Annotated in this window: 12 protein-coding genes; 7 read left to right on the top strand and 5 right to left on the bottom strand. The window is 69.2% G+C overall.

Annotation, left to right across the window (positions count from 1 at the left end):
• Positions 1 to 40 precede the first annotated feature (40 nt).
• Positions 41 to 1,666 carry a GMC family oxidoreductase gene (locus O7629_RS26355; RefSeq protein WP_278172536.1) on the top strand — a complete coding sequence of 542 codons (1,626 nt, stop codon included), beginning with the start codon at positions 41 to 43 and terminating at the stop codon, positions 1,664 to 1,666.
• Positions 1,663 to 2,916: an aminotransferase class III-fold pyridoxal phosphate-dependent enzyme gene (locus tag O7629_RS26350; protein ID WP_278172535.1), complete on the top strand. Its 1,254-nt coding sequence runs from the start codon at positions 1,663 to 1,665 to the stop codon at positions 2,914 to 2,916. The genes O7629_RS26355 and O7629_RS26350 overlap by 4 nt, the downstream gene beginning before the upstream one ends.
• Positions 2,917 to 2,928: 12 nt before the next feature.
• Here the strand turns inward: O7629_RS26350 and O7629_RS26345 are convergent, their stop codons facing one another.
• Positions 2,929 to 3,840: a hypothetical protein gene (locus O7629_RS26345; protein ID WP_278172533.1), complete on the bottom strand. Its 912-nt coding sequence runs from the start codon at positions 3,838 to 3,840 to the stop codon at positions 2,929 to 2,931.
• A 7-nt stretch (positions 3,841 to 3,847) separates the two neighbouring features.
• Complete coding sequence (locus tag O7629_RS26340; protein WP_278172531.1) at positions 3,848 to 5,023, bottom strand: tRNA guanosine(34) transglycosylase Tgt; 1,176 nt, start codon at positions 5,021 to 5,023, stop codon at positions 3,848 to 3,850.
• Positions 5,024 to 5,354: 331 nt separating this feature from the next.
• On the opposite strand from O7629_RS26340, the gene O7629_RS26335 reads away from it, so the two are divergent.
• Positions 5,355 to 6,068 carry a class I SAM-dependent methyltransferase gene (locus O7629_RS26335; protein WP_278172530.1) on the top strand — a complete coding sequence of 238 codons (714 nt, stop codon included), beginning with the start codon at positions 5,355 to 5,357 and terminating at the stop codon, positions 6,066 to 6,068.
• On the opposite strand, the gene O7629_RS26330 is transcribed toward O7629_RS26335, so the two are convergent.
• A complete protein-coding gene (locus O7629_RS26330) occupies positions 6,004 to 7,293 on the bottom strand; it encodes an IPT/TIG domain-containing protein (RefSeq protein WP_278172529.1) in 1,290 nt (429 codons plus the stop codon). The genes O7629_RS26335 and O7629_RS26330 overlap by 65 nt on opposite strands.
• 324 nt (positions 7,294 to 7,617) lie before the next feature.
• Between O7629_RS26330 and purB the strand changes: the two genes are divergently transcribed.
• Entirely contained in the window at positions 7,618 to 9,051 is a 1,434-nt protein-coding gene (gene purB / locus O7629_RS26325) for an adenylosuccinate lyase (RefSeq protein WP_278172528.1), read from the top strand.
• A 32-nt stretch (positions 9,052 to 9,083) separates the two neighbouring features.
• Here purB and O7629_RS26320 read toward each other — a convergent pair whose 3' ends face one another.
• A complete protein-coding gene (locus O7629_RS26320; RefSeq protein ID WP_278172527.1) occupies positions 9,084 to 9,503 on the bottom strand; it encodes a heavy metal-binding domain-containing protein in 420 nt (139 codons plus the stop codon).
• Positions 9,504 to 9,719: 216 nt separating this feature from the next.
• Positions 9,720 to 10,394: a DUF1986 domain-containing protein gene (locus O7629_RS26315; protein ID WP_278172525.1), complete on the bottom strand. Its 675-nt coding sequence runs from the start codon at positions 10,392 to 10,394 to the stop codon at positions 9,720 to 9,722.
• Positions 10,395 to 10,865: 471 nt separating this feature from the next.
• On the opposite strand from O7629_RS26315, the gene purS reads away from it, so the two are divergent.
• From purS to purL, 3 genes are read left to right on the top strand one after another with little or no spacing between them, the layout of a single operon-like run.
• Positions 10,866 to 11,129: a phosphoribosylformylglycinamidine synthase subunit PurS gene (gene purS, locus O7629_RS26310; protein WP_278172523.1), complete on the top strand. Its 264-nt coding sequence runs from the start codon at positions 10,866 to 10,868 to the stop codon at positions 11,127 to 11,129.
• Positions 11,126 to 11,809 carry a phosphoribosylformylglycinamidine synthase subunit PurQ gene (gene purQ, locus O7629_RS26305; RefSeq protein WP_278172521.1) on the top strand — a complete coding sequence of 228 codons (684 nt, stop codon included), beginning with the start codon at positions 11,126 to 11,128 and terminating at the stop codon, positions 11,807 to 11,809. Before purS ends, purQ begins: the two co-directional genes overlap by 4 nt.
• Positions 11,806 to 14,583, top strand: coding sequence for a phosphoribosylformylglycinamidine synthase subunit PurL (purL, locus tag O7629_RS26300; protein WP_278172519.1), 2,778 nt, complete (start codon positions 11,806 to 11,808; stop codon positions 14,581 to 14,583). The genes purQ and purL overlap by 4 nt, the downstream gene beginning before the upstream one ends.
• The last annotated feature ends 8 nt before the right edge of the window (positions 14,584 to 14,591 follow it).

Here is a 14,591-nt window from a genome sequence, read left to right as displayed (position 1 = left end):
CAGCGTTTCAGCCGACCTCGGTACCGGTCACGATGATGCCATGACCCGGCTGCGGTACGGCCCCGAGCCGACCGCGGAGGACAGCACCCGGGTCGCCGACGTCTGTGTGATCGGCAGCGGCGCCTCCGGCGCGATCACCGCGTGGGCCCTGCAACGTGCCGGTCTGGACGTCGTCGTCGTCGAACAGGGCCCCTTCGTCGATCCCTGGGTGAGCTACGACGACATCGAGACGAATGCCGAGACCGCCTGGATCCGTCAGGACAGCGGTCTGTGGGAGAAGACCGGCAATCCCTGGTCCACCTGTAACGTCGGCGGCGGAACCGTCTTCTTCGGTGGCGCGGCGTTTCGTCATCGTCCGGTCGACTTCGACTCGGAGACCCGGTTGGGTCATGGAGACCTGCCGTTGCGCTGGCCGTGGACCGTGGCGGAGATCGAGCCCTACTACGCGTTGGTGGAGTCCGCGCTCGGCATCGCCGGTGGCGGGCACGACCCGAGCCTGCCGAGCGACCCTGTCTACCCGATGCCGCCGGTCGAGACCACGGCGGAGGGCGCGGTGATCAGCGCTGCGGCCCGCTCGCTCGGCCTGCATCCCTTCCCGACCCCGCTGGCCATCACCACGACGGCATATCAGGGTCGGCCGCCATGCGGCGGGGAACGTCCATGTATCTCGAACCAGTGCGACCGGGGTGCGAAGGGCGACGCGGTCACGGTGTTCCTGGACCCGGCCCGCAAAGCCGGTCTGCGTCTCTTCGCCGGGCTGAAGGCCGTGCGGATCCGACGCCGGGACGCCACCACCGTGGACGGTGTCGAGTGCATCCGGATGGACAGCGGCAACCGGCATGTCCTACGTGCCCGTCACGTGGTCGTCGCCGGAAACGCCGTCCAGAGCGCAGCCCTGCTGCTGCGCTCCACCGACAAGCAGAGCCCGCATGGTCTCGGTAACGATCACGACATGGTCGGTCGTGGCCTGTGCTTCAAGATGAGCGGGTACGTGCTCGGCTACCGGCGGGCCGACCCGCCGGCAACTCCGCCCGACTACCGCCCCGCCGGACCGGGGCCCTTCTCCTCCGCTGCGATCACCGACTACTACACCGCCGATGACGCACCTGGTGGATTCGGCGGTCTGATCATCGAGTCCGGTCCGGAGCAGGCGGTTCGGATGCGCCCCGACGAGCAGATTCTGCGACTCGAGTGCCTCGTACCGGACCAGCCCAGTCTCGACAACCGGGTGTCCCTCGGCCGAGGGGTCGACCAGTTCGGCCTACCGGACGTGGTGATGGACTACTCGCCCCACCCTCGCGACCATGCCCGCCTGGAGTACCTCCAACGGCGGGCCGAGGGGATTCTACGGGCCGCCGGCTGTGAGCTGACCTGGCGCGAGTCATCGTACTTCTGGATGGGCAGCACCCATCTGCACGGTACGTGTCGCGCGGGCACCGACCCGCGTACGTCGGTCACCGACCCGGACGGGCGGGTGCACGGACTGACCAATTTGATGGTGGTCGACGGCGGCGTGATGCCCTACCCGGGCGGGGTCAATCCGACGCTCACCATCCAGGCCCTTGCCCTGCGGATGGCCCACCGGCTGCTGCGCCGGGAGTTCGGCATCGAACCAGACCTGTCCTACTCACCTGTCGGCACGGAGCGAAACGAGCGGAGTCAATGACCATCGACATCGGTGCGCGCAATCCACTGGCGCAGGAGCCCACCTGCCCCCGGGACGCGGACGGACGCCCCCGGGTCTTCGTCGAAGGGGCGGGGGCGTACCTGACGGACCTGACCGGCCGGCAGTGGATCGATTTCGACAACGCCCGAGGCTCAGTCGTCCTCGGCCACGGTGACGAGGAGATCGCCGAGGCGATCGCTCAGGCCGCCCGGGGCCGCAGCGGAGTGGGCACCTCCTGGAGCCCGATGCTGGACGACCTGACCGGCCAGCTGCGGCAGGTGTTCGGCGGCGACGTCGTCGGACTCTACCGAACCGGCACCGCCGCGCTCCGCTCGGTGACCTGCGCCGTTCGAGAGATCCGGGACCGGTCGATCGTCCTCAGCGCTGGATACCACGGGTACGACCCGATGTGGCACTGCGAGGAGCCGTTCACTCCCAACCGGCACGGGATCGTCGAGTTCCTCTTTGATCTCGACGTGCTCGCTGAATGGCTCAGCCGCCCAGCGCAGGTGGCGGCGGTGGTCATCTCTCCCGACCACATGCACCTGGGTGATCGTTGGTATGCCGAGTTCAGCCGGCTGACCAGGGCAGCGGACGTCCCGGTCATCGCCGACGAGGTCAAGGTCGGCCTGCGTTACCGGGCCGGCCTGTCCACCCAGCTGCTCGACCCGGCGGTCTGGATCGTGGCGAAGTGCCTGGCCAATGGTTCACCGGTTGCGGCGGTCGGCGGCGACGCAGATCTGCTCACCCCGTTGCGGGACGTCTCGTTCACCTCGTACTTCGAACCGACCACGTTGGCGGCCGCGACCGCTACGTTGCGTCGGATGGCGACCGGCGGACCGCAACGGTCCATCCGCGCCGCCGGCGAGTCGTTCATCACCCACACGCGGTCGGCGTTCGCCAGCACCGGCGTGCCGATCGACATCGCGGGCAATGGCAACCTCTTCCAGTTCGTCTGCGCCGACAGCGAGGTGCAGGATGCCTTCCACGCCGCGGCGGCAGCCGAAGGGCTGCTCTTCTTCGAGGGCGACAACCAGACTCCCTCGGCGGCGTTCGCCGGGGCGGTCGTCGAAGACGCGTGTGGGCGGATCGACCGCGTGTGCCGTGCGCTCGCCGGCCGATTCGCCGACCGGGAGATCACCGAGCATTCCTGGTACGCGAGCGCATGGGGTGCCATGGACGGTCTGGCTGACCGGCCTCGTACCCGGCAGCAGACCCTCGCGATCGTCGAGCGGCTCTGGGCGGACTGAGACCATCTCGCCTCACCCCTTGTGGATCGCTATCAGCTCCTCCGACGCCAGGCTGGCCCGTGAAATGCGCCAACCCCGATCGCGGGCCAGCTCGGCGAGCTCCTCGACATGTCGAGACACGAAGACCGCAGCTCGACCGTTCATGGCCCGGGTGGGGAACGAAACCACCACGTCGCGGCAGTCCAGTCGGTCGACCAGCGCCTGCCCGGCACCAGCACGGCGTCCCTCCATGCAGTGGTACGTCTTGAGTAGTAGCGCCAGGTCTGCGCTCACCGGCCGGCCGTCGGCGAGCACATCCTCGTGCTGGACCTCGCAGTCCGGGTATGTCTGCGCCAGAAACGCGTTACCCAACCCAACGAACGACGCGTTGAAGTCGTAGCCGACGTACCGGGCCTCGCTGACCTGCCTCAACCAGGGCAAGGTGAACGGGTTCAGCGCGCACGCGAGGTCCGCCACCGTCCGTGGCGGCGGTACCAGTCCGAACAGGACAGGGTAGAAGTCGTCGAGGTCGGGCAGACGCTCGGCGGTGGAGAAGTGGCCGCCCAGCATCTGCCGGCACCAGTCCCGCCGGCCCTGCGGATCGTCGAGATCGGCTCGGTCGACCGCCCGTCGTAGCGCCGGTGGCCGAGTAGTGAGCAGATGCAACGCAGCCACCTTGTGCAACCGGGCTCGGACCCGCCGTTCCAGCTCGGCCGGGTCGCCAGTGCCCCGCCCTTCCCGCCGCACCAGGTCGACAATCGTCTCCGGGTGGATGTCGCGGTATTTGGCGGCCGAGGTGATCCGGGCGATCACCTTGTGGACGGCGGGAGGTTCGGCCGTTCGTGCTGATGACGCGGCGATGCCCGGCGGGTGGGCACCTGCTGGTCGCAGCCTGGCCAGTGGTTGATCGTGGTCCGGCGCCCGGTCCGGTGGAGGTGAGGTCACCGGCCGGTCATCCCTGCCCGCCCGGCTCGCGTCCGGTGGGTCCGGTCAGCTGGCCGGACCGGATCATCTCCAGCAGGCGGGTGTAGAAGCGAAGATTGTGCAGGGTGGCGAGCCGGTCCGCCAGTCCGTCCTTCACCCGGAACAGGTGGTGCAGATAGCTGCGGCTGTACCTCTGGCAGGTCGGACAGTCGCAGGTCGGGCAGATTGGCTGGTCCTTGCGGGAATTCTCCTCGTCGAGGATGTAGATGTTCTGGTAGAAGCTCCGATCCGGAGTGAGCTGCCGGCTGGCGATATCAGGTTTGAACGCGTAAAGGCGGCCATGCCGGGCATCCCGGGTCGGGATCGTGCAGTCGAAGATCCATCGAGTGTCGAGTTCGCAGAGGGAGACCAGATGCTCGGGCCGGCCGACTCCGAGGGCGAACAGCGGCGCGTCGGGTGGAGTGATCCGGGCGAGCAGGGCGAACATATCGCGCTCCAACTCGCCAGCGGAGTTCAGCGGCCAGCCGCCGAATCCGAACCCCTGCGCCCCCGACTCGACGAGGGCGTCGACGCAGCGTTGGCGTAGCGTCGGATCGGTACCGCCTTGGACCACCCCGACCAACAGGGGCGGCTCCGACGTCCGGCGCTGCCGACACTGGAGGTCGTACGCCTGTCGGGCCTGCCGGAACCAGCGGATCGTGCGCTCGGTGGAAGCGAGCTGCTGAGCCGGGGAGTCCTCCGGGCCGGTGCAGTCATCGAGGGCGATCACCACGTCGGATCGGAGGCCGAACTGCCATTCGATGACCTTCTCGGGGGTGAGCACGATCTTCTTCGTATCTGGCGACTCTTGGAAAGTCACCCCGTTCGATCGGATCGACCCGATCTGTCCCCGTTTGCGGATAAGGGAGAGTATCTGAAACCCGCCGGAATCAGAGACGATCACACCGTCCCAGGCCATGAAGTGGTGTAGCCCGCCGGCCCGTCGGACGGCCTGGAGCCCGGGGCGCTGAGCCAGGTGCATGGCGTTCACCATCACCGCCTGGATCCCCACTGTTGCCAGGTCACGGCTGTCGACCGCGCGGACCGAGGCCCGCGTGCCGTCGGGCAGGAAGGTCGGCAGAACGACCGAACCGTGAACGGTCTCCAGTCGGTGCGCGGCCTGCAATCGGTGCCCAGCGGGAGCGGCAGGGTCTGCGGAGATCATCAGGTCGCAGCTCCTCGACGGCGGCAGACGGCTTCCCCACGATACGCGACCCGCCGGACGCCATCTCGGCCGCCGCCTGGACTGGCAGCTGACTGGCTGGACTGGTAGGTCTTGACTGGGTCTGTTCCTCGTCGGACCGGCACGTGTCCTTGTCGGACATGCACGTGCGAGGGCTCGTACGCTACCACTGTCCGGTGGCTTTTTCCTGGCCGGCCGTACGGTGAATCGCGCTGGACAGCATTTCCTTCTGGTCCGATCATGGACTGGCGTTCCGGCCGTCAGATGGCAGCCGGGCTCAACCGACTCCATCACCCTGATTTGCAGGTGAGACGTGCCGATCTTCGCCGATCTGCGGACCGACTGGAAGATTTTTCGACAAACGCTGCGCACTTCGACGTTTCGAGAATCTGTTGTCGACAGTATCGAATACATCCGGATCCGATCCCACGAGAGGCGTGAGCGCTTCGACGAGACATTCGGCACCGAGACCAACGGGATCGTGGGCCTCGCTGATATCGACGGTGTCGGGCCGCACATGGAGGAGGCATCCCACTACCTGCCGACCCGCAGACGTGAGTTCGAGCGTATGATAGCGAGCGTCGGAGACATCGATCATCGGGATCACGTCTTCATCGATTTTGGCTGTGGCAAGGGTCGAATCGTGCTGCTGGCGGCCGGTGAGCCGTACAAGAAGGTCATCGGTGTCGACTTCTCGCCCACCTTCGTCAAACAGGCTGAGGACAACCTGCACCGCTACACCGGGCCGCTGGAGGCCGCCGAGGTCGAGTTGCTTGCTATCGATGCTGCTGACTTCGTTGTGCCTGCCGAGAATCTGGTCGTGTACTTGTTCTCGCCATTCGGGCCGCCGGTATTCACGACAGTGATGAACAACCTGGTTTCGGCGGCACGAAGAAACCAGAAAAAGATTACCGTCATCTACTACTCGCCGGACTACGACGATCTTGTCAAACAAGCCGGATTCACTCTCGTCGGCCATGACAAGGGTGACCATTGGCCGTGGAGCATCTACTCGGTCGGCGGCTGATACGAAAGTGCCTGCGGCGGGTGAACGTCGCCAATCCGTCGCGTCCCTGGCCGAGTTTTCCGCCGGCGGCGAACCGCAGGGCGGCGCCAACCAGGATCGCCAGAAGGCCGCTGACAACGAGCGGGCCCAGGGTACGCCCAGTGACCGGAAGTCCGTCGTCCGATGTGCCGTCGCCCGGTTCGTCGGTTACCGGCGGTCCTTCCCCGATGTACCGGAAAGCGATCTCGTTGGAGGTGCCGGCCGGGGTGCTGACGGAAATCGTCGTCTCGCCGGCCTCGCAGGCGGGGGTCGGGAAGGTCAACACGTTGAACGCGCCACTGACCGTGACGACCGCCGGCCCGAGCGTCTGGCCGCAGACTGTCACCCGGGTTTGCCCGGGAACGAAGCCAGTACCGCTGACCGTCGCCGTGGTGCCGCCGGCGGCGGTTCCCTCACCGGGGTTCACCGAGTCGATCCAGGGCGTGGCAGCGCTCCGATACGTGGAGTCGGTGAGCGTGTCGACGCCCGTAGGTCCTGGTGTTGCCGGATCGGACGGCTGTGCTGGCCGCGCGCACGCCGCCTCGGCGACGGTCACCGTGCCAGCCGAGACCGTGACCGTGCCACCGGCCGTGTCGCCGGTGATCTCGAAGGTCGCCGTGGCGGCGGTGACGGCGGTGACGCGGGGGCCGAGCTCGCGGATCTCGGTTCCGGTCACGCTCGCGGTCAGCCGCGCGTCGGTCAGCCCGGTCACCGGCAGCGAACGGCTCGACGTGATCGGTGACCCGTCGACGGGCAGGCTGACGGCTGCACCGAACACGGTCAGCCCGTCGAGCGCCGTCTCCACCGCCGCCCGCCGGTCCGCTCCACAGCTCACCGAGGCAGAGGCTGCGGTCACCGCCAGCGCGGGTACGCCGAGAACGCTGACGGCCAGGTCGCTGACCGTGCCGGACCCGGTGCTGTGGTATGGCCGTCTGGTGACGGACACCCCCTCGACCGTCCCGCTGGCCGACACACCGACGGCCGTCGGCAGGACGATATCGAGCGCGTTTCCGCTGTCGGTGCCGGGCGTCGGCGGGGCGGTGGCGCTGCCGACGACGGCATCCGCATCGATCACGGTGGTGCCGAGAACGTCGGCGGCGAGGTCGAACCGGACGCCGATGGCATGCTCGTCACTCTCCGCTGCCGTGACCGGCCCGGACGCAGACAGGCTGGCGAGTGCTCCGGCCAGGGCTGCGACGGTGAGCATGGATGTATTGCGGCGTGTGGTGGTACACACAGTTCCTCGTCTCGGACTTCGGCATCACACCGCGCCAGGTGGGGATACGACTCGCACTGGCGGGCAGGAGCAGGAGTGGCGTGGCCGGAAGAATTCGGCAACGACAGGCTGAACGAGAGAAAATGCGACCAGTTACGCAATTATCGCTAGATCGGCCAGATCAGTCGGATTGCGACCGACTGCCAGGGCGCCGGTGCAGCTAGGGAGCACGAGGACGCCGACAGGGTCAGCGGTCCGCCGGTGCTCTCCGGCTGCCCGGCGGTGCCAGCAGGTCGGCATGTCAGACTGCCGTACGTGACATCGCGTCAGCAGATTCCCAACGTGCTCGCCGCCCGGTACGCCTCCGTCGAGCTCGCCGCTCTCTGGTCCCCGCAGGAGAAGATCCGGCTGGAACGGCGACTCTGGCTCGCCGTCCTGCGCGCCCAGCGCGACCTCGGCATCGCGGTGCCGGACGGGGTGATCGACGCGTACGAGCGGGTCGTCGGCCAGGTCGACCTGGCCGCTATCGCCGAGCGCGAGCGGGTCACCCGGCACGACGTCAAGGCCCGGATCGAGGAGTTCAGCGCGCTCGCCGGCCACCAGCACATCCACAAGGGAATGACTTCCCGGGACCTGACCGAGAACGTCGAACAGCTGCAGATCCGGGCGTCGCTGGAGCTGATCCGCGACCGGGTCGTCAGCACCCTGGCCCGGCTCGCCCGGCTCGCCGTCGAGCACACCGAGCTGGTCCTCGCCGGTCGCTCGCACAACGTCGCCGCCCAGGCCACCACGCTGGGCAAGCGGTTCGCGTCGGCGGCCGAGGAGCTGCTCATCGCGTACGAACGGTTGACCGACCTGATCGACCGCTACCCGCTGCGCGGCATCAAGGGGCCGGTCGGCACCGCCGCCGACCAGCTGGACCTCTTCGACGGTGACGCCGCCAAGGTCGCCGAGCTGGAGCGCCGGGTCGCCGGTCACCTCGGCTTCCGGCGGGTGCTGGACAGCGTCGGCCAGGTCTATCCGCGCTCCCTCGACCTGGACGTGCTCTCCGCCCTGGCCCAGGTCGCCGCCGCCCCGTCCTCGCTGGCCACCACAATCCGGCTGATGGTCGGCCACGAGCTGGTCACCGAGGGCTTTCGGCCCGGGCAGGTCGGCTCCAGCGCCATGCCGCACAAGATGAACACCCGCTCCAGCGAGCGGGTGAACGGGCTGGCGGTGGTGATCCGGGGCTACCTGTCAATGGTCGGCGAGCTCGCCGGCGACCAGTGGAACGAGGGCGACGTCTCGTGCTCGGTGGTACGCCGGGTGGCGCTGCCGGACGCGTTCTTCGCCGCCGACGGGCTGTTCCAGACCTTCCTCACCGTGCTCGACGAGTTCGGCGCGTACCCGGCGGTGGTCGCCCGGGAACTCGACCGTTACCTGCCTTTCCTGGCCACTACCCGGATTCTCGTCGCGGCGGTGCGCGGCGGCGTCGGCCGGGAGGTAGCGCACGAGGTGATCAAGGAGCACGCGGTCGCGGTGGCGCTGGCCATGCGGGAGCAGGGCGCCGCCGACAACGACCTGTTCGACCGGCTTGCCGCCGACGGGCGGCTCGGGTTGAGCCGGGACGAGATCGCCACGGTGGTCGCCGACCGGGTCGGCTTCGTCGGTGCCGCGCCGTCGCAGGTGCGGGCGGTAGCGGACCGGGTGGCCGCGGTGGTCGCCGACCACCCGGTGGCCGCCGCCTACCAACCGGCCCCGATCCTGTAGACCTAGCTGCTGCCGGCCCCGATCCGGTAGACCTACCTGCTGCCCGATCCGGCCGAGCCGCCGGTCTCGTTGCCGGCGCTGGCGTCGGAGTGACTCGCGTCGACCTTCGACTGCTTCGAGTCGTCGCCGGCGTCGGGCCGGATCTGCAGCACCACGGCGGCCGTCCCGTACGCGCAGAGCTCCATGTGGGTGCTGCCCACCTGCCGGGTGTCGAACCGCATCCCGATGACGGCGTTCGCGCCCTTCTTCTTGGCGGCATCGCCCAGCTTGCCGATGATCTCGGTCCGGTACTTGGTGAGGCTGGCCGGGCCGCCCGGGTCGGACTTGCCGCCCCGCAGCGCCTTGACGCCTTCCTTGAAGGGGTTGATCGAGCGGACCACCGAGGTGACCACCTCGCCCAGCACGATGCGGATCTCGTATCCGGGTAGATCGTTCGTCGTCACGATCAGCACGGAACCGATGCTATGAGCGACAGTGTGCCCTGATCGCGGGCATTGGTGGAGCCTGCGCCATGTGTGAAACGGCACGGCGCGGACGTCCGGTCGCCAACCCCGACGGCGCGGACGCCCGGTCGCCAACCCCGACGGCGCGGACCCCGTGGCTGATCACGGAGTCCGCGCCGTCACGCGCCAGGACCGGTTGGCCAGGTCACGCCAGTTCAGGTCAGGTCAGACGCCGGCCACCGACTGGATCCAGGCCCGGTTGTACGCGACACTGCCGTAGTTCTGGATGTTGACGCCGTTGGCGGTCGACGCCACCCCGACCTGCTGGCCGTTGTAGAACTGCGGGCCGCCGGAGTCGCCCCGCCAGGCGTTGCCGTTGATCCGGGTGCTGCGGATCGCCCGGCCGCCGTACGCGTCGGTGACGCTGGTGCTGGTCACCTGGACCGAGGCGGTCTTCAGCTGGGTCGACGCGCCGCAGCCGCTGTAGCAGGTCATGCCCCAGCCGTAGATGCTGTTGGTCGAGCCGACCGGCGGGTAGCTGCTGGACAGCGTCACGTAGCTGGTGCTGACCGGGCTGGAGAAGTAGAGCAGCGCCAGATCGTAGCGGCCGTACGCGGAGCTGACCGTACGGGTGACGCCGCCGGAGGAGCGGTAGACGCTGCCGATCCGGACCGACATCGAGCCGCTGACACAGTGCCGCGCGGTGAGCACCCAGTTGGCGGCGATGATCGTGCCGGAGCAGGTGAACGAGCCGTTGCTGAAGACCGCGGCGGCCCACGGGGCGGACGACACCGTCCCGCCGCCGATGATCTCCTCCGGCGCGGCCGTCGCCGCGGTTGGCGTGGCCAGCAGGCCGATCAGGGTGGTGGCTACTGCTGCCACAGCCAGGCGAACGCGCATGGGTGGGGCTCCTTCCGAGGGGGCAACCCGGGTACGGGTCGGTGAGCCACGCCGCCGGACGGGTATCCGGCAGCGGAGTTTGTTACAGCGCCCGTCCGACGGTCGTCACCGGGCGTTTGACGAAAGACGTTAAGCGCTTCGATGGTCATCTACAAGAATCAAATCGAAGTCATACGATGCGTTGATGTCCCGCAGTGGCGTCCCACGCCCCTCGAGGTCCCGCGCTGCGTCCGGCGGCGGTCGCCAACGGGGGTGCGGCAGGCCGTCCGTGGGTGCCCGGCCCGCCCAGTGAGCCGGTCCGTCGGCGGTGGCCGATGTCGTCGTTATCGGTTCGTGGCTGATTTGTGGCCCGATCACCGATTCGGCTCTCCGACCGCCGGTGCGTCGTACCCGGTGCCACCAGGTAGGCTGAGCGGTGCGCGGCCCGTTCGAGGCCGGCACCCCCAACGCGTACACGGTCAGGAGTGCCACGTGGCTCGCGTCGTCGTCGACGTCATGCTCAAGCCGGAAATTCTCGATCCCCAGGGCCAGGCTGTCGCGAACGCGCTGCCGAGGCTCGGTGTCAGCGACGTCTCGGCGGTGCGGATCGGCCGACGGATCGAGATCGAGTTCGCCGGCGAGCCCGACCTGGATCGGGCTCGGGAGATCGCGGACAAGTTGCTGGCCAACCCGGTCATCGAGGACTACCAGGTCCGGCTGGCCGAGCAGCCTGAGACAGCCGGTGATCCGTCATGAGCGCCCGGATCGGGGTGGTCACCTTCCCGGGCTCGCTCGACGACGGCGACGCCGCCCGCGCGGTGCGGCTCGCCGGTGGGGAGCCGGTCCGACTGTGGCACGGCGACGCCGACCTGCGCGGCGTCGAGGCGGTGGTGCTGCCCGGCGGCTTCTCGTACGGTGACTATCTGCGCTGCGGAGCCATCGCCCGGTTCGCCCCGGTCATGCAGTCGATCGTCGCCGCCGCCGGTGACGGCCTACCGGTGCTCGGCATCTGCAACGGCTTCCAGATCCTCTGCGAGGCCCACCTGCTGCCCGGCGCGCTCACCCGCAACCAGCACCTGCACTTCCGCAACCGGGACCAGATGCTCCGCATCGAGACCGCCGGGACCGCGTTCACCAACGCGTTCTCCCCGAAACAGGAAGTCCTCGTCCCGCTCAAGAGCGGCGAAGGCTGCTACGTGGCCGACGAACAGACCCTCGACGAGTTGGAGTCGACCGGCCGGGTGGTGGCCCGCTACGTCGGCGGCAACCCCAACGGTTCGCTGCGGGACATTGCCGGCATCACCAACCCCACCGGCAACGTCGTCGGGCTGATGCCCCACCCGGAACATGCCGTCGAGGACCTGACCGGCCCGTCCCGGGACGGACTGGGCTTTTTCACCTCCATCCTCAAGTACCTCGCGGGAGTGCCGGCATGACCACCCAGTCGGAGGCGTCGGCCGCCGTCGGCCCGGCAGCGACCGACCTCGGCGTACCGGTCGACCGGTACGCCGGTGGCCCGGACACCGTCGAACGCGCCACCGACACCCCTGGTGAGCTGCAGCCGTACACCGAGCTGGGGCTGCGCGACGACGAGTACGAGCGGATCCAGCAGATCCTCGGCCGCCGGCCGACCCAGTCCGAGCTCGCCATGTACTCGATCATGTGGAGCGAACACTGCTCCTACAAGTCGAGCAAGGTGCACCTGCGGCAGTTCAGCGAGAAGGCCCCGGCCAGTGACCTGATGCTCGCCGGCATCGGCGAGAACGCCGGCGTCATCCGGGTTTCCGACACCCTCGCCGTCACCTTCAAGGTCGAATCGCACAACCACCCCAGCTTCGTCGAGCCGTACCAGGGGGCGGCCACCGGCGTCGGCGGCATCGTCCGCGACATCCTCGCCATGGGTGCCCGCCCGGTCGCGGTGATGGACCCGCTGCGGTTCGGCGCCGCCGACCACCCGGACACGGCCCGGGTGCTGCCCGGCGTCGTCGCCGGGGTCGGCGGCTACGGCAACTGCCTGGGCCTGCCCAACATCGGCGGCGAGGTCGTGTTCGACCCCTGCTACCAGGGCAACCCACTGGTCAACGCGCTCTGCCTCGGCGTACTGCCGGTGGACCGGCTGCAGAACAAGGCCGCCGCCGGCGCCGGCAACGTCGTGGTGCTGATGGGTGCCAAGACCGGCCGGGACGGCATCGGCGGGGTGTCGGTGCTGGCCAGCGCCACCTTCGACGACGCCAGCCAGCAGCGCCGCCCGTCGGTGCAGGTCGGCGACCCGTTCATGGAGAAGCTGCTGATCGAGTCGTGCCTGGAGCTGTACGACGCCGGGCTGGTCGTCGGCATCCAGGACCTCGGCGGCGCCGGCCTGACCTGCGCGCTCACCGAGACCGCCGCTGCGGCCGGCACCGGCATGCGGGTCTGGCTGGAGCGGGTTCCGCTGCGTGAGCCGTCGATGGAGCCGCACGAGATCCTGGCCAGCGAGTCGCAGGAACGGATGCTGCTGATCGTCGAGCCGGCGCAGCTCGACGCGGTGCTCGCCACCGCCGAGAAGTGGGGCGTGCTGGCCACCGCGATCGGCGAGGTCACCCCGGCCGAGCCGGACGGTCGACCCGGGCGGCTGGTGATCAGCTGGCGGGACCACGTGGTGGTCGACGTACCGCCGGGGTCGCTGGCCGACGACGGCCCGGTCTACGCCCGGCCGATGCGCGAGCCGGCGGACCTGATCCTGTTGCAGGCCGACCGGGCGGAGACGCTGCCCCGCCCCGGCACCCCGGACGAGCTGCGGGAAACCCTGCTGCGGATGATCGCCTCGCCTAACCTGTGCGACCGCAGTTGGGTGACCGAGCAGTACGACCGGTACGTGCTGGGCAACACCGTGTTGGCCCAGCCCGAGGATGCCGGGGTCATCCGGATCGACGAGCAGAGCGGCCTCGGCGTCGCCCTGTCGGTCGACGGCAACGGCCGGTACGCCCGGCTCGACCCGTACCAGGGGGCGAAGCTCGCCCTTGCCGAGTCGTACCGCAACGTGGCGGTGACCGGTGCCCGCCCGGTGGCGGTCACCAACTGCCTCAACTTCGGCTCCCCCGAGGACCCGAGCGTGATGTGGCAGTTCGCCGAGGCGGTTCGCGGCCTCGCTGACGGCTGCGCCGAGCTCGGTATCCCGGTGACCGGCGGCAATGTCAGCTTCTACAACCAGACCGGTGCCGCCGCGATCCACCCCACCCCGGTGGTCGGTGTGCTCGGGGTGCTCGACGACGTGGCGCAGCGCGTCCCGATGGGCTTCGTCCCGCCGTCGCACAGCGACGGTGACCTGATCATGCTGCTCGGCGAAACCGAGCTGGAACTCTCCGGATCGGAGTGGGCCTGGGTCACCCACCGGCACCTCGGCGGTACGCCGCCCAAGGTCGACCTGGACCGGGAGCGGGTGCTGGCCACAGTGATCGGTGCGGCGGCCCGAGTGGGGCACATCACCTCGGCCCACGACCTCTCCGACGGCGGGCTCGCCCAGGCACTGGTCGAGGCCTGCCTACGCCGGTCGATCGGGGCACGGATCGCGTTGCCGCCGGAGTTCACCGACGGCTCGATGCCGTTCGTGTTCCTGTTCAGCGAGTCGGCGGGGCGGGCCATGGTTGCCGTGCCGCGCGGGCACGAGAAGGCATTCACCGCGCTCTGCGTGGAGCACGGACTGCCCTGGACCATGATCGGAGTGACCGACCCGGCGGCCCGGCTGCTGGAGGTCCGCGACCAGTTCAGCGTCGGCCTGGACGAGCTGCGCGGTGCCCACACCGGTACCCTGCCGGCGCTGTTCAGTGCGGTGGGGCCGCGTAACGTGCCGGCGGACCCGCAGGATCCGGACGCCGTCGGGGTGCTGGCCAGCGACGCGGTCGCGATTGACGCCCCGGCCGGTACGCCGGAGCAGACCACGGCGACGGTGGACGTCGACCCGGACAGCGACGAAGCCGAAGCGGTGACCGAGCCGGCGGACGCCGGTGCCGGGTCGGACGACGGTGACGACTCTGCTGAGGACGGGGAGTCCTCGGATCCGGCCGAAGCGGTGACCGAGCCTGCCGCGGTGACCGAGCGGGAAACGGAAGCAGTCACCGACAGCGAGGCGGTAGCCGAGGAAACGGCGGCCGGCGACGCGACCGCCGACGACGCGGCTCAGCCGGTGGACCGACCCGACCCGTCCGCCGGCAAGCCGAAGAACCAGAGCTGACCGGGCGG

This window comes from Solwaraspora sp. WMMD792 (assembly GCF_029626105.1).
GTDB lineage: Bacteria > Actinomycetota > Actinomycetes > Mycobacteriales > Micromonosporaceae > Micromonospora_E.
The sequence above is the reverse complement of the archived record's forward strand: the minus strand, read 5'-3'. Positions and strand labels throughout refer to the sequence as shown.